The organism is Bradyrhizobium sp. Ai1a-2 (genome assembly GCF_000426245.1).
Lineage (GTDB): Bacteria > Pseudomonadota > Alphaproteobacteria > Rhizobiales > Xanthobacteraceae > Bradyrhizobium.
On sequence record NZ_AUEZ01000063.1, the window covers coordinates 35,220 to 50,232 of the forward strand.

The window sequence follows — 15,013 nt, forward strand, 5'->3', positions numbered from 1 at the left end:
TGGCATTGTCGCGAGCGGCCTCTATCACGGGATCAATCCCGGCATGGGCTGGCCGCTCGCGGTCGCCGCGGGGCTGATGGAGAAATCCCCGCGCGCACTCGTCAGCGCGCTGTTGCCGCTGTCGGTCGGCCACCTGTTGGCGATGCTGCTGGTGCTGCTGCCGTTCGCGCTCCTGATCGCGCTGGTCGAATGGCAGCGCCAGATCCAGGCCGGCGCCAGCCTGCTCATCATCGCTTTCGGCCTCACGCGACTGCTCAGGCCTCGGCATCCCCGCGCGTTGGCACGCATACCGCCGACGCAACTCGGCCTGTGGTCGTTCGCGGTTGCAATCGCCCATGGCGCCGGGTTGATGATCCTGCCGCTCTATCTCGGGCTCTGCCAGCCTTCCGGCATCCATGATGGCCATGAGGCGGCAGCAGGCGTCGTCAACCAGAACCTCGCGATGGCGCTGCTCGTTGCCCTGGTCCACACTGCAGCGATGATCACCGCGGGCGGATGCCTGGCGTGGCTGGTGTATCGCTATCTCGGCGTGAGATACGTGGCGAGAAGCTGGTTCAATCTGGAGACGGTCTGGGCGGTGAGCCTGGTCCTGGTGGGGGCAATAGCGCTCGCGATCAATCTCGTGCACTGGCGTTGAGGAACCGGAGCAGCACCTCCAATTAGGTCAGTCAGACTGACCAATCCGCAGATTCTCCTACGACTTGAAGGCTACTTGATGGACGGAATAGATCGGAGCACTGTTCCGGGCATACCGCGCTTCGCGCCAGCGAGCGATTCGGCCAAACGGATGAACATGATGAGCGCCACGTCGATAAGCCGAATGGTCGTGCCGATCCTGGCACTTGCCGTCGCCGGCGTCGTCGCGCTCTTTTTCCTCGTCCCTCCCGCGCAGCTGATGCGGCCGGTCGACATGAATTCCGCAACCGCCACTGCACCGGCAGCCACCGATCCGGCAACGGAAAAGCGCGATCCGGCATCATCCACTCTGTCGGCCTTGCAATCAGAGGCAGCGAACCTCGCAACCGCGCTCACGGGACTGCCTTCGGCGCCGGCTGTCAGCGACGGCACGCCGGAGTTTGACATTGTCCGCATCGAACCGACAGGCGATGCCGTCGTCGCGGGCCGGGCGACGCCGGGTGCGACGGTGGAGCTGTTGCGCAACGGCGAAGTGCACGATCGCATCGTCGCCGATCAATCCGGACAATTCGCCATGATCCCGCGTCCGCTGCCGCCGGGGAATTACGATCTGACCCTGCGCGTCAAGCAGCCCGACGGCAAGGAGACCGCGTCCAGGCAGAGCGTCGCGGTGGCGCTCGAGCCCTCCGCAAAGGAGCAGCCGATCGTGGCGCTGATAGCGCCCGACAAACCTGTGAAAGTGCTCTCGCAAGATCCCGTCCCGGTGCCGGGCGCGGCGGCAGAGCGCATGATCGTGGTGGAAGCGGTCGAGACCGAGCCGGGCGGAAAGCTCCGTGTCAGTGGTCGCGCGCGACCGGGCGCTGCGGTCAGGCTTTATCTCAACGACAGCTTTGTCGCCGCCGTGACGTCGGACGACAGCGGACGTCTCTCCGTCACGATCAACGCGGGCGTGGCGGCGGGCAACTACCGGATCAGGCTGGACGAGGTGGAGCCATCTTCCGGCTCGGTCCGCGCGCGCGCCGAGGTGCCGTTCAACGTTCCGAGCGCGCTGACGACCGCCTCCGTGCAGGCGCAGGCCAAGCCCGCGGAAGCTGCCACGACCAAGCCGCAACTGGCCGCTGCCGAGACGACCGCTCCGCCTGACAAGGGCGCGCCTTCCGCCGTGGTGGTGCCGAAGATCACGACTGCCACCGTCTCCCGCGGTGACAGCCTCTGGCGCATCAGCCAGCGCGCGTTCGGCGCCGGGCAGCGCTATGCTGTGATCTACCGGGCGAACAAGGAGCAGATCCGCAACCCCAACCGGATCTATCCCGGCCAGATCTTCGTCGTGCCGGCGCACTGAAGGCCCTCATTGGCCGGACGACTTCAGGAAAGCGATGATCTTCGCCTTGTCCTCGGCGGACCGCACTCCGGTATAGGGCGTCATACCGTTGCCCGGCACCAGCGCCTCCGGATTTTCGATGAAGCGTCCGAGCTTGTCTTCGTCCCATACGATGTCAGCAGATTGCATCGCCTCGGAATAGCGATAATTCGACAACGAGCCGGCCTTCCGGCCGATGATGTTGTGCAGATGAGGGCCGAAGCGATTGTCACCCTCTTTCGTGGTGTGACAGGTGCGGCAGGCATTGTTGAAGAGCTGCTGTCCCGACGCGTCCGCGCCCTGCGCCGCCGGTTGCCCGGAAGCCGACGACGCCAGCAGGTACGTTATCCCGCCGAGGGCCATGATGAACTGCCGCTTCATTCGCGCGACCTCGCGGTGAGACAATGACGCCACCATCACCGGGATGGTCTGCCATCAACGCCCGAACGCTCCGATAGGTCCGCACCGCTGTGCTCAACGGAGGTCGCGTCGGCGCAACGTGAGGGGTGGATTCTGCGAGGGCTGAGTATTTGCGCAGAACTCTTGCGCAAGTGAAAGGCAGCGCGCTGACGAGAAGACGTCAGTGCGCTCTACGCCTTGATGTCGACGGCAACGGCGTCGCGCTCGACCTTGTTTTTGGCTGCGAAGACGTCAAGGACGGCTTCGTTGACAATACGAGGCGGGGCCTTTTCCAACTGATAGGCAAGAAGCTGAACCCTCGCCTTCGTCACTTCGACGGGTACGGGGTAGATGAGCATCGCAGCACCTCCGATGCGAAAGCTGCGCCTGGAGGTATTTACGGATTGTAAATAGATGAGGTTAACGCGTCGCAGGCTCGCCGATTCGTTCGCATTGTAATGACGCGTTGAGGGAAGCCTTCACCAAACGTAGGATGGCGGGACCAAGCACGCCCCCGAATGCGCATCAATGGCGTGCAACGCCAACGAACAAGCTCATTCGGCCGGCGATGCACAGACGCCGTTCGTCCGCAGTTCCCCACCCAGGAAGGTGCACCTCATGAAGATCGTCGACCTCAGCCGTGAGCTCTATCATCGTACGCCGAGCTATCCTGGCCATCCGCCGATCATCCACAGCATGTGGAAGAACCATGAAGAAGCCTTGGCAGAATCCGGAAATGTGCACGGACTGTCGTCGATGTTCATCTCGATGGCAGATCATGGCGGAACCCATATTGATGCACCGCGGCATTTCGGGCCGCGAGGTATATCGATCGATCAGTACCCTTTGGAAAAATGCATTGTGCCGGGCATCTGCCTCGACCTGCGGCACATCGTGCCGCGCGCCGAAATCTCGCCCGCCGATCTTCAAACCGCCGTAAAGCAATCCGGCGTCGGCGTACCGAAAGGCGGCACGGTGCTGCTATGCACGGGTCATCACGAACGTACCTTTCCGCGCAAAGCCTATTCGACCGACAATCCCGGCGTAAACGTCGCCGCCACGGAGTGGCTGGCCAGCCAAGGCATCGTGCATTTCGGCATCGATTCGATGCGGCCAGGGCCTGACAGCGACGTCAATCTGCTGGTGCACAAGGCATGCCTCGATCTGGACATCACCCACATCGAAAGCCTTTGCAATCTCGAAGCGCTGCTCGGCAAGGGACAGTTCACCTTCATCGGTCTGCCGATGAAGTGGCGCGAAGGCACGGCCTCGCCAATCCGCGCGGTCGCGGTGTTCGACATGTAGAGCGTTGACGAAAAGTCATCCCGCCTTAGGGACAGAACAGGAAAAAGAAAAATGCACGAGAGGAAACACAAACACCGGTCGCGCCGGGAGATCCTGCGCGCCGGCGGAGCGTTGATCGGTCTGGTAACAGGTGCAAGCCTCAGGCCAAGGCCGGCCAGCGCAGGGAGTTATCCCGATCGCCCGATCAAGATCATCGTGCCATTCGCGCCGGCCGGGCCGACCGACATCATCGCGCGCGTCCTTGCAACCCATCTCGGCCAGGCGATCGGCGGCACTGCGGTGGTCGAGAACCGTCCCGGCGCGGGCGGCAATATCGGCATCGGGACCGCCGCCCATGCAGAGGCTGACGGCTACACGCTGCTGGTCACCTCGAGCGCCTACGTCGTCAATCCCGGGCTCTACGCCAAAATCCCATATGATCCGTACAAGGATTTTGCGCCAATCGCCGAACTCGGCACCTCGCCGAACGTGATTCTGGTGTCCCCCGATCTCGGCGTGAATTCGGTCGCCGATCTCGTCTCGCGCGCCAAGGCCAATCCGAACGAACTGAACTACGCGAGTCCCGGGATCGGAACGACACCACATCTGTCAGGCGAACTCTTCAAGATCGTCTGCGAGGCCAATATGACTCATGTGCCGTTCTCGGGTGCGGGGCCTGCGATCCAGGCGATCCTCGCCGGAACCACGCAGGTGGCTTTTGCGGCGCTGCCGCCGGCGCATCCGCATATCAAATCAGGCGCGCTGAAGGCGCTGGCCGTGACCGGCGCGCATCGCTGGTTCGATCTGCCTGACGTTCCGACCATGGTCGAGCTTGGCTACAAGGATTTCATCTCGGACACGTTTCAGGGATTTCTTGCCCCTGCGAAAACGCCACCGGACATCATCGAATTGCTTTCAACCAAGTCGATCGCGATCCTGAAGACGCCGAAAATCGCTGAGCAGTTGCGTAATGATGGCTTCGAGGTCATCGCCAACGGACCCGACGGCATGAGAACGCGCATCGAGAATGAAATCCCGAAATGGCGTGACGTGATTGCAAAGGCCGGCATAAAGCCGGTGTAACCGCGCCGACGTGAGACGGTGATTTCGGAACTGATAGGCAACGCGCAGGACGTCACCCAAATTCCGGTCCGGTTGACACGACGATTTATCTGACTAAAGTCAGATATCATGCCGCTCGACCCCATCGCGCGCGTCCGCCGCTTCAATCGTGCCGTCACCACCGAGGTCGGCGCCCTCGACATGTCGTTTCTCGGGCGCGGGCGTCCGCTTGGCACCGCTCGTGTGCTCAACGCGATCGGACATGGGCAGTCGGATGTCGCGGCGATCCGCGACTATCTGGGGCTCGACTCCGGCCTGATGAGCCGCCTGCTACGCGGCCTGGAGGATGAAGGCCTGATCGAGACCGTGCCGCATCCGGAGGACGCACGCCGCCGTGTCGCCCGGTTGACCAAGGCCGGGCGTTCCGAATTCCGCGCTTATGAAGCGCTCTCCAATGCCCAGGCCAAGGACTTCCTGGCTCGTCATTCGCGGCAGGAAGAACTTCTGCGCGCGATGGACCTGGTCGCTTCCGCGCTCGGGCGCGGCCGCATCGTGCTCGAGGAGATGGACCCGAGAGACGACGACGCCAAATACTGCCTCGGCGAATATTATGCCGAACTCGCGCGCCGCTTCGAGAACGGCTTCGACGTCTCGCTGTCCCGCGATCCGGAGGCCGTGGACATGGTCCGCCCACGCGGCGCCTTCCTTGTCGCGATGTCGGACGGCCTGCCGATCGGTTGTGTCGGACTGAAGGGCGGTGGCGGCGAGGTCGCGGAAATCAAGCGGTTGTGGGTCGCGCCGTCGGCACGCGGCCTTGGGCTTGCACGTCGTCTGATGGAGGCCGCCGAGGACATCGCCCGCGAGTTGTCCATCAAGGTCCTGCGCCTCGATACGAACAGCGCGCTGCCCGAGGCGCAGCAGCTTTACCGCAACAGCGGCTGGACCGAGATCGCGCGTTTCAACGACGATCCATATCCAGACACGTTCTTCGAAAAGCACCTCTGAAAAATTGCCGCGGTCACATTTTGTGCGGCGCGCACTGGCTGCCTTGCTGAGGGCGCCTTTTCTACCTTACCTTGCCGGCACTAAGAAACAAAACTGGGAGGAACTTTCGTGACCACCCGTCGAAACTTCTTGAAGGGCGGCGCTGCCGCCAGCATCTTGTTCTGCAGTTGCGGTCTGCTGCGGAGCGCCCACGCACAGCAACCGGCGCGCCAGAAATTGCCGGTCAGCGTCAACGGCAAGCGTGTGAAGACCATCGACGTTCACGCGCATTGCCAGATCCGGGAGGCCGGTGCGCTGCTCGGCAACGAAGCAACCAAGATGCAGGTGCCTCCAGTACGCGGCGCCGAGGAAGCCTTCATCAATCTCGATCAGCGGCTGGCGGCAATGGACGCGCAAGCGGTCGACATGGAAGTGCTGTCGATCAATCCGTTCTGGTACAACCGCGATCGTGAGCTCGCAGGCGGGATCGTGCAGATCCAGAACGAAAAGCTGGCCGAGCTTTGTGCATCCAAGCCGGACCGCTTTGCGGCCTTCGCGTCGCTGACGCTGCAGGCGCCCGATCTCGCGGTGAAAGAACTGGAGACGGCCGTCAAGAAGCAGGGGCTGAAAGGCGCTGCCATCGGCGGCATGGTCGACGGCATGCCGTTTTCCGATCCCAAATTTCACCCGGTCTGGGCCAAGGCCGAAGAGCTTGGCGTCCCCCTGTTCATCCATCCGCAGGGGATCGCGGAATTGAACAAACATCTTGCCGGCAACGGCTGGCTCCCCAACCTCGTTGCCTACCCAACCGAGACCAGCATTGCGCTGGCGCACCTGATCTTCGAAGGCACGTTCGACCGCTTCCCCGGCCTGAAGATCATCGCCGCGCATGGCGGCGGCTATCTGCCCTCTTACGCGGATCGCGCGGATCATGCCTGCCTGGTCGGCCCGGCCAATTGCAGCCCCGACATCAAGCTGAAGAAGAAGCCGACCGAGTATCTCAAGCAGATCTATTTCGATTCGCTGGTGTTCACGCCGGAGGCCATCCGGCATCTGGCGGCACAGGTCGGCGCGTCCCAGCTCGTGCTGGGCAGCGACTATCCTTATCCGTGGCAGTTGCAGCCGGTCGACCACATCTTCGCATGCACGTCGCTGAGCGATGAGGAGAAGGCCGACGTCCTCGGCCTGACTGCGGCAAAGCTGATCAACGTCCAGGCGTGATCTTCAGCAGCTCACTGCACGTTCGCGGCGACGGCTCAGACGCCGCGGACGTGCGCTCCGTTTCGACGGATGCGCTCTTCGGCCGGACAGTCTCGTCCTGCCAGTTTCCAGAGGCAGGAGAGAATCACTTTCGCCTCGGTTTCGTCGAGCCGCGCCATGACCCTTTTCTGATGGTCCCGGGCGCGTCGTTGCAGGACCTTCACAAGCTGATGGCCGCTCTTGGTGAGATGGATCTGTCTGACGCGTCCGTCTTCCGCGACCTGGGTCCGCTTGGCTAATCCGCGCTTTTCCAGGCTGTTGAGGGTCGGAACGATCCTCGGTCGCTCCACTTCGAGGCTCTTGGCGAGATCGGCCTGGTTGATGCCGGGGTTCTCCGCCACCACCACCAGCACCAGGAATTCGGCAGCCGTTACCTCGGATTCAGCAAAACACTGAAGGATTCCCTCAAATACCGCCAATTGTGCCCGGTGGAGGGCATAGCCAAGGGAACCGTCAAGGTAAGACATTTCTGCTGGTTCAATATGCTCGCGGGACTGATGGGGTATCATCGACGGCGCTCCCGACTGCTCTTAAGGAAGCGGCCCTAGGGCACCGACAAGGCGCAGGATGCTGTATCGGCTGCCACAGGAAACGCTAGGGCGAAGATCGAAATTCACCGGCTGGTTCTGCACAAGATATGAGCAATTGCGGAACCGCGCGCAACAACAATATTTCGCGCGGACACCATGTCACGTGAACAATATGTCATGTGAAAAGTAAAGACCTCCGGCGGGGCATCGCCGGAGGTCCCTGGAGGTCAACATGAAGATCTGTTTGCGGCAGGTCTCTGTTGACGTTGGCTAGAGCATGATCCGGAAAAGTAGAAACCGGCTTTTCCTCGCGAAAAACGCGAAGCGTTTGCGCGGAGATCATGCTCAAACAAAGAGATCATGATCCGATTGATCTAATCGGATCATGATCTGGAGCCGCAGACGTGTGCTGCGGCGCCTTGTCGTCAGAAGTTACGCTGCGCACGGAGCTGGAGCAGGTAGGTATCCTGATCCTTGAACTCGTAGCGGGCTGCCGGCTTGGGCGCCGACGGACCCAGGAGCGCGGTGCCCTGGAAGCTCTGGTCGAGGTGGAACCACTGGAATTCGGCCGAGAAGGTCAGGTTCTTGACCGGGGTCCAGCGGGTGACCGCACCGAGCTGCGAGACGTTGAAGTTCGGGTTGCAGACGAAGTCCGCGCTGACCGCCTTGGCCGGCGTGGTGTAGTTGAGGCACATGAAGGCCTTCGCCGCACCGTCATACCGGACTGCCGAATAGCTGCCGAAGAAGCTGCTCGACCAGTATGGATCCCAGTTGTGGTTGAAGGCACCGCGGATGCCGAAGGCTTCCGTCAGATGCAGCGAGCCATCGCCGCCAGCCGCGACCGGCAGGTAGACGCCGTCGGTGGTGGCGCCGAAGCCGACGCTCTGATAGGCGCCGAAGGCGCCGCTGCTGCCGAACATCGCAAAGCTCGGCGAAGCCGACGAGGTGGAGATCACGTACTTGGTCGCACCCTTGGCGTAGCTGGCGTCGAACTTGATGTCGTCGCCGGGGCCGGTCGGGATGTTCTTGATGTTTACGCCGATCATCGCCGCACCACCCCACTTGGTGTCGGGGTGACCGGAAAGCTCGGACGCCCCGGTCGGTGCCGCACCCGGCAGAGCCACGCCGCCGGCCGGTGCACCGAGCGCGTTGAGCGTGTTGAAGGAGCCGCTCACTTCATGCGCCGCAGCCGAAATCTGGAACAGACCCCAGGCCTGGTCGATGCGGATGTTGCCGACCACGTCTGGCGCGTGAACGCCTGCGTAAGCGTTACCCGAGTTCAGCGTCGCGTTCAGCGGCAGCGACAGGTTGTAGACCGCGGTGCGGTCCCAGACCGTCGGATCGTCCAGGCCGATGCTGGCCGACACGCCGTTGCCGAATTGGGCGGTGTACTGGATGTTGTTCACGCCGGTGTCGGTGTTCTGGCCGCCCAGCAGGTTGGAGTTGATGTTGCCGGGGAAGCCCTGCCACGGCGTGGCATAAGCGGAGGCTGACTTACCAAACGTAAAACCGGCAAACTGAATGAAGACGTATTCGACAGCGACATAGCCGCCGCCGGGAGTGTCGAGCAGCTGAGAACCTGCGACCGGCAGCGAACCGTTGATCGAGTTCGGGCTGAAGGTGCTGCCGCCGAGCGTCGAGAACTGGAAGTCGGCCTGGCCGAAGGTGCGGACCACGCCATATTCGGTCGCCGTGCGGGTATCGACCGTCAGCGCCATACGGGAACGAGCGGCGAAGTAGTCGCGGTAACGATTCCCCTGACCGATATCGCCGTTCCACGCCGGCGTACCGTGGATGCCGCCGTTGAAGGTCGCGTCCACGCGCAGATAGCCACCGATCTTCATGCAGGTGTCGGTGCCCGGGATGTACCAGAAGCCGGCGCCATAGAGCGAGCAGACCTTCACGTATTCGACGGCTTTCGCCTTCACCGGAAGATCGGCCGCTTGCGCGCCCGCCAGAGTGATGAGGCTCGCCGCCCCACCAAGTACGAATGTCCTAACGACAGTCATTTTATAGCAACCTCCTGATCTGACGGGCTGGTGTCAGTCGAAGCGGAACGAACGGCCTGAGACCCATCGCCCTCGCGTAATGCCCAATTACAAGTGTCTCAAGCTGACGGAAAATTTATCGCGCCGAGCCGACCAGCCCCCTTGCCCGACCATAAGTATCGAACTTATGTGTCGCGATCTAGATAACACCCTTATCAAATGACAACAAAATCGATCTTGTTGCAGCCAAGATACACTCGTCGACATGGTACCAAAGAGCGGAGCGGATGTATTCGCAATGAGGAAGCGAGACTCTATTCGGCAGTTTGGTCGGGAAATAGCGTCGCTCCACGCATCGCTTGATGAACTCTATCATTCTTGGGCGAAAACGCTCGGAATCACCGGCCCGCAATGGAAGATCATGCTGGTTCTTGCCGACGCCGGCGACGACAACGAGTTGTCGGTCGGCAACGTCTCGAAAATTTTGAACGTCGAAGCATCGTTTGTCACAACGCAGTCAAAAATCCTCGAAAAACAGGGTTTGATTCACAGAAGAACATCGCGTCGAGACGGAAGAATCGTCAACATGTCGCTGACGCACCGGGCGCTGGCGCACCTGGAAGTGTTGGCGCCGCGACGAGATTCCTTGAACGAATTTATCTTCGCGGAGTTCGCGCCCGGCGAACTCGATGAGCTCAGTGGGAAATTATTCTCTCTCAAGGAAAGGCTGGAGAAAGCGCGCCTGCAGGTGGCGGGGCCTTAGGGAACAGGGGCACCGGCGATGGACCTTCTCGGCAGCCTCGGCATTCTCGTACGTGTAGCGGAAGTTCGCTCGTTTTCCGCCGTCGCACGCGAGCGCGACGTCAGCCAGGCCGCGGTCGCCCGCCAGATTGCGCAGCTCGAAGAGCACTTCGGCGTTCGCTTATTCCATCGCACCACGCGAAAGATCAGTCTGACCGATGACGGGCAGATGCTTGTCCTCCTCGCCCGACCGATATTGGACGGCGTCGAGGGCATGCTGACGGCCGTGGGACGACAGAGCGCCTCTCCCATCGGGCTGGTCCGCGTCGGCGTGACGGGTACCGCAGGTCGCTTCCTCGCACGGCGTCTGCCGGAGTTGCTGGCGGATCACCCGGGGCTGAAGGTCGAGCTGGTGGTGAGCGATCGGATCGGTGACATGATCGAGGATCGTCTCGATCTTGCGATGCGCGCCGGCGAGATATCAGATGCATCGCTGGTCGTTCGTCAAGCCGGCACGATTTCGCGCGTCGCCGTGGCGGCGCCGGGCTATATCGAAAAGCACGGCGAACCTTCATTGCCCGCCGAACTCGCCGAACATACTTGCATCGTCCATGCCACCAGCCCGCATTCGGATATGTGGACCTTCGTGACCAACGAAGGCACCCAGCAATTTCGCGTATCGGGCGGATTCCTCGCCAATGATGCGAGCGCGGTGCATCTGGCCGCCCGAAGCGGATACGGGATCGCCTATCTCGCGCTGGTCGATGTGTTCGATGACCTGCACAGCGGCCAGCTCGTGCGGGTCTTGAACAACTTTCCGTCTCCGAACATTCCGCTCAGCGTGGTGTACTCCTCACGCCGGCATCTTGCGCCACGCACACGCGTGGTGCTGAACTTCATCCTCGAAGGACTGCGAGAAATTCGAGCCTTGCTTTCAGCGGATCCAGGCGAGGTCCGCGACAAGGGAAACGACCGAAGCGCGCCGGCTCTCAGCGTCTGAAGCGCGGATCTGAAGCTTCGGTTCTGATTCAATCAGAACCGAATGTGCTTCAGGATAGACGATGCGTCAGTCGCAGCGAATCTGCCGATTGTCCGCAGCAGCAACGGCACGCGATCCGGATTTCTGCGACCGCACCCGCTGTGCGCATTGCGACGCGCGGCCGCCTTCCATTGCCGCGTAGGCGCTGGCATCGTTCACAAGCCTGTTTCCGCCGCTCGCACCCGAATTCAGCACATCCGAGTTGGGGTGATAGAATGCCTGCAGGCCCGGCTCCTGAATCGCCTGCTGCGCCAACACCGGCGGCGCCGCCAGCGCCGAGAGCAGCATGGCCGAGGCGACAAATGTCTTGAGGCTGGTCATCTTGTTTCTCCGTAAATGCCTTGGTGAGGATCACGGCAGCAATCATTGCCCACGCAACAGCGTGGTTCTGGTATTCGTTTGGGAGACATGCCCTTTGGACTCGCAATGGCTGCAACTGATCTGACGGCAGAGCTATCGCGGAACACCGATTCGGAAAAAGCGCGCCGCGCTTGAAAGACTTGTGCGCAAATCGCACAAGTCTGCCCCTTGCAGAACGGCCCGCGTTACCGTCGTCACCGGGCAACGGCGCCGATGGCGGAGATCGATCTGCATATCGAACTCGCAGCGACCTGGATCGACCGGACGTCTTGATCTGCGGCTGTTGCCGACGCTCTTGGGCCTGGCGGCCAAGACGCGCCATCCCTGCTTCGCTAACCGGGCTCGATAAGGAACTTCGCGCCGGGCCCGAAGGTTATCGTAAGACACCAGTGGGAGAAACGAATGTCAAAAAGCAAGCTCTCCATGCTGATCGCCGCGGTTCTCGCGCTCGCACCAGTTCAGGTTTTTGCGCAAGGCGTTGGCAGCCCACCGCCGCCCAGGCCCGGAGACCCGGCGGCTGCCACAGGCGCCGTCGGCGGAAGCGCGCCGCCACTCAAACCTGGAGCACGGAGCGGTGGTACACCCGGCAGCGTGGGCAGCCCGCCACCACCCAGGCAAGAGCCTCCCGCGAGTAGCAAGAGAGGCGACTAGAGCGGGCCGTTCTGCATCTGACTTCATTTCGTTCTCAAAGAACGAATCGAAATCGCAAGAATCAGCTCCGACAGAATCCTAACGATTGGTTTCGGCCGAGCCTCGCGAAGCAGCCCTTGAAGACGAGGATGATCCCTCGACGCGCAGACGAACGCCTTCGGCATTCAAGGTCATTGGCTTGGAGCATTGCGCGCAGGTCATGCCCGCGAAATACGAGCGAGCGCTCCTGTTTCCGATCTCCGACAAAACGCGCCCATATGAGAAAGGCAGCAGCGCAGGCCCCTAGGACTTCGGCGACCGCGCAGTATCTTGCGGATCAATAGAATGCCCGCTCGACGGCGCGGCCGCCTTTCCAGCTTCTCCGGCTGTTGCCGACGTCTTCACCAGCTCTCCAGTCAGTCGTTGTCGTGATGGATGACGGTTTTCTCGCGAGATCCATCCTCGTTTTCCTTCCTGATGACCGTCGTTCGATCGGTCTCGCGAGGCTCGCGTTCTTTGATGACGGTGGTCCGATCGCGGTCGCGATGATCGCGAGGCTCACCGACAGTGACTCCTCCGCCAACCGGTCCGGCCCGAACTCCAACGCCAACGTCTTCAGCCAGAGCGGGGGCAGCAAACGACACGATCAAGGCCGCGGCAAAAAGGTAGTTCCTCATCTCATTCCTCCATTCTGATTGTGGGCGAAGAACGTGCCGGTGCGACATTTTGTTCCTGTTGTGAAGGAGGTCGAAAGCTGGACCCTTCAATCAAAAAGTAAGCCCCGCAAAAGCGGGGCTTCTCAAGTTACCACTTCTGACGACCGTACCAGTCATCGATCTCTTTTCTGGCCTGGTCCTTTGCATAACCGTAGCGTTGCTGCAAACGTCCTTCGAGTTGGTCCTGCTTTCCCGCGATGACGTCGAGATCATCATCGGTGAGCTTTCCCCACTGCTCCTTGACCTTGCCCTTCATTTGCTTCCAGTTGCCCTCAACGCGATTCCAATCCATTGCTCTCCTCCTTGGTCAACTATTCAGCCAACCCGACATTGCATGCTTTTGTTCCAACAAGGGCTGCGAGCCCGCGCGCGGCTTTTGTCTGGACCATCGAGGAAGATGTGCTCTGTCGCGACCGCGAGTTTGTTCAAAAGTGCACAGAGAGACGAAAAAGAAACCGGGTAGACCGAAACGCTAATCGTCGTTTCGGCGCGCCGCCATCTCCGGATCCAAGCCGGCAACGATCAGCACGGCAGCGCCGGCTGCCCCGCCCATTAAGACCAAAACTATGGAGAGGGCGTAAATCACTTGCACGCTCCGTCTGCTCTGCTGTTGTTTGCTATTTCGGCGGCTGAATCGCAGGCGCCGTCAGCCATTCGTTGATGTCGTTGTTGACTTTCATCTGGTGAGCTCTGATCAAAAGACGATTCCTCTCAGGCCCGGGTTGCAGGCTGCTAGCCTGGTCCTCTAACTCAACGGCCAGACGGGCAATCCGATCCCCGAGTGTCGGCCGCTGTGATTTTCCCTCGTCCATGCGGCGTCTTGAGCGCTTCGAGACTCTGCTGTCGAGCTGCATTTGGCGTGCTCCGGTGTATGGGGACACCCCTGCCACCACCAGTTCAATCCTCAGTTGGGGTGATAGGTTCCGGGACCAGGACACGGCTCGGTCGCGAGGCGGAACGAATTGGTTTGTGCCAGCTTGAGTCAGCTCTTCGCGTTGGCGTTCTGCAAGTGGCGCTTTGGTCCGACACCCCTTCATGGGCCTGCCGGAGAACCTCTGAGATGAGATGATGCGCCCGCTGCCTCAATTGCCGCTGGGTCTGCGAGAACCACGCGGCCAAGCCGTGGCTCGGCCGGTTGGGCTGCAACTGCGGTGGTGCCGGCACGCCCTGCCCGGTCTGCAATTCCGGCGACGACGCGACACGGCCCGAGATGCCGGAGGTCTTCGACGCCGCCGTGATGAAGGATGGCGACCAAGACTGAGCGCGCAGCGACTCCGAAATTGTTCTCGATACCGTTCAAGCCAAAGCCGTTCTGCATCTGACTTCATTTCGTTCTCAAAGAACGAATCGAAGTCGCGAGAATCAGTCCCGATATAATCCTAACGATTAGTTGCCGCCGAGCTCGGCAAAGGCGCTAACACGCGCCAAGTGCAGCATTTGCGATGTCCAAAACGGGGGGAACAGGACGTTGCAGCCCCTGTCGCGCGCGATCGATTTGGCTCACGACAGCAGCAAGACCGGATAGATCCGCGCTAGCTCACGGTCTGGAACTGGACTTCACCTTTGTTCAGGAAGCAGGTCTTGTTGAACAGCCGCAAGTCCAGCGGATTAGGCAGCCGGACGTCTCGAATGTCAGGACATCTCTTCTTCAACGGATCGTATGATCGATCGATCCGGGAGATAAAGACGAGTCGTCCGTGAAGAATCGCCCAAGCCATTGATGTGGAGTCGATTTTTCGGTCGTGAGGGGGTTTGAGATTGCAAGCTTTCGGGGTTTGACGCCGCAAAAGCTTGCAAATCTGCATTTGAGGATACCGCCGAATCGCGCGTCGTGATTCCCTCGGTCTGACCGGAGGGGACGATGAAGCCAAAGGAACGACGCGACAGCGGACAGGCCGATCTTCTGCGCTCCCGGCTGGACGCGATCCTCGACATGGATCATGCACTGGTGAAGCTTTCGCGGACGATCGACTGGTCGGTCCTGGAACAGCGGTTCGGTGCGGTGTATGAGGACAAGGCGGGCC

Annotated in this window: 15 protein-coding genes and 2 pseudogenes; 9 read left to right on the plus strand and 8 right to left on the minus strand. The window is 61.2% G+C overall.

From position 1 onward, the window contains the following. Positions 1-43: 43 nt before the first annotated feature. Together K288_RS0131230 and K288_RS0131235 are read left to right on the plus strand one after the other, a co-directional pair. Positions 44-637, plus strand: a complete 594-nt coding sequence (locus K288_RS0131230) for a hypothetical protein (RefSeq protein ID WP_244443324.1) — start codon at positions 44-46, stop codon at positions 635-637. A gap of 159 nt (positions 638-796) precedes the next feature. Next, positions 797-1,978 (plus strand): LysM peptidoglycan-binding domain-containing protein, encoded by a 1,182-nt coding sequence (locus tag K288_RS0131235; protein WP_244443322.1) that lies wholly within the window; start codon positions 797-799, stop codon positions 1,976-1,978. A 6-nt stretch (positions 1,979-1,984) separates the two neighbouring features. Here the strand turns inward: K288_RS0131235 and K288_RS0131240 are convergent, their stop codons facing one another. Next, positions 1,985-2,377: a c-type cytochrome gene (locus K288_RS0131240; RefSeq protein WP_244443323.1), complete on the minus strand. Its 393-nt coding sequence runs from the start codon at positions 2,375-2,377 to the stop codon at positions 1,985-1,987. 209 nt (positions 2,378-2,586) lie between these two features. Further along, positions 2,587-2,754 (minus strand): hypothetical protein, encoded by a 168-nt coding sequence (locus K288_RS53755; protein ID WP_160169027.1) that lies wholly within the window; start codon positions 2,752-2,754, stop codon positions 2,587-2,589. 259 nt (positions 2,755-3,013) lie between these two features. Between K288_RS53755 and K288_RS0131250 the strand changes: the two genes are divergently transcribed. The 4 genes from K288_RS0131250 to K288_RS0131265 all read left to right on the plus strand — a co-directional run bounded on the left by K288_RS0131250 (position 3,014) and on the right by K288_RS0131265 (position 6,946). Further along, complete coding sequence (locus K288_RS0131250; RefSeq protein ID WP_043161216.1) at positions 3,014-3,700, plus strand: cyclase family protein; 687 nt, start codon at positions 3,014-3,016, stop codon at positions 3,698-3,700. A 51-nt stretch (positions 3,701-3,751) separates the two neighbouring features. Continuing rightward, positions 3,752-4,762, plus strand: a complete 1,011-nt coding sequence (locus tag K288_RS0131255) for a tripartite tricarboxylate transporter substrate binding protein (RefSeq protein ID WP_027583089.1) — start codon at positions 3,752-3,754, stop codon at positions 4,760-4,762. 108 nt (positions 4,763-4,870) lie between these two features. Then, positions 4,871-5,746 carry a helix-turn-helix domain-containing GNAT family N-acetyltransferase gene (locus tag K288_RS0131260; protein ID WP_027583090.1) on the plus strand — a complete coding sequence of 292 codons (876 nt, stop codon included), beginning with the start codon at positions 4,871-4,873 and terminating at the stop codon, positions 5,744-5,746. A gap of 108 nt (positions 5,747-5,854) precedes the next feature. Continuing rightward, positions 5,855-6,946, plus strand: coding sequence for an amidohydrolase family protein (locus K288_RS0131265; protein ID WP_027583091.1), 1,092 nt, complete (start codon positions 5,855-5,857; stop codon positions 6,944-6,946). Positions 6,947-6,981: 35 nt separating this feature from the next. Here the strand turns inward: K288_RS0131265 and K288_RS47105 are convergent, their stop codons facing one another. Continuing rightward, positions 6,982-7,494 (minus strand): MarR family transcriptional regulator, encoded by a 513-nt coding sequence (locus K288_RS47105; RefSeq protein ID WP_084799839.1) that lies wholly within the window; start codon positions 7,492-7,494, stop codon positions 6,982-6,984. Between the two features lie 446 nt (positions 7,495-7,940). After that, positions 7,941-9,524, minus strand: a complete 1,584-nt coding sequence (locus tag K288_RS0131275; protein WP_027583092.1) for a porin — start codon at positions 9,522-9,524, stop codon at positions 7,941-7,943. Positions 9,525-9,801: 277 nt separating this feature from the next. Here K288_RS0131275 and K288_RS0131280 point away from each other — a divergent pair, with 277 nt between their 5' ends. Together K288_RS0131280 and K288_RS47110 are read left to right on the plus strand one after the other, a co-directional pair. Then, the gene (locus tag K288_RS0131280) at positions 9,802-10,266 is read left to right on the plus strand and encodes a MarR family transcriptional regulator (RefSeq protein WP_160169028.1); all 465 of its coding nucleotides are present in this window, start codon (positions 9,802-9,804) and stop codon (positions 10,264-10,266) included. An 18-nt stretch (positions 10,267-10,284) separates the two neighbouring features. Next, on the plus strand, positions 10,285-11,244 hold the full coding sequence (locus K288_RS47110) for a LysR family transcriptional regulator (protein ID WP_051334842.1): 960 nt from the start codon (positions 10,285-10,287) through the stop codon (positions 11,242-11,244). 66 nt (positions 11,245-11,310) lie between these two features. Here K288_RS47110 and K288_RS0131290 read toward each other — a convergent pair whose 3' ends face one another. The 4 genes and pseudogenes from K288_RS0131290 to K288_RS54970 form a co-directional block, all read right to left on the minus strand. Further along, positions 11,311-11,604 (minus strand): hypothetical protein, encoded by a 294-nt coding sequence (locus K288_RS0131290; protein WP_027583094.1) that lies wholly within the window; start codon positions 11,602-11,604, stop codon positions 11,311-11,313. A 1,473-nt stretch (positions 11,605-13,077) separates the two neighbouring features. Then, entirely contained in the window at positions 13,078-13,281 is a 204-nt protein-coding gene (locus K288_RS0131305; RefSeq protein WP_027583097.1) for a CsbD family protein, read from the minus strand. A gap of 325 nt (positions 13,282-13,606) precedes the next feature. Next, positions 13,607-13,843, minus strand: a complete 237-nt coding sequence (locus tag K288_RS0131315; protein WP_152535760.1) for a hypothetical protein — start codon at positions 13,841-13,843, stop codon at positions 13,607-13,609. A 678-nt stretch (positions 13,844-14,521) separates the two neighbouring features. Continuing rightward, positions 14,522-14,680, minus strand: a pseudogene (locus K288_RS54970) (DNA helicase); the annotation flags it as partial. A 170-nt stretch (positions 14,681-14,850) separates the two neighbouring features. Between K288_RS54970 and K288_RS54975 the strand changes: the two are divergent. Continuing rightward, positions 14,851-15,013 (plus strand): annotated as a pseudogene (locus K288_RS54975) (IS5/IS1182 family transposase); the annotation flags it as partial.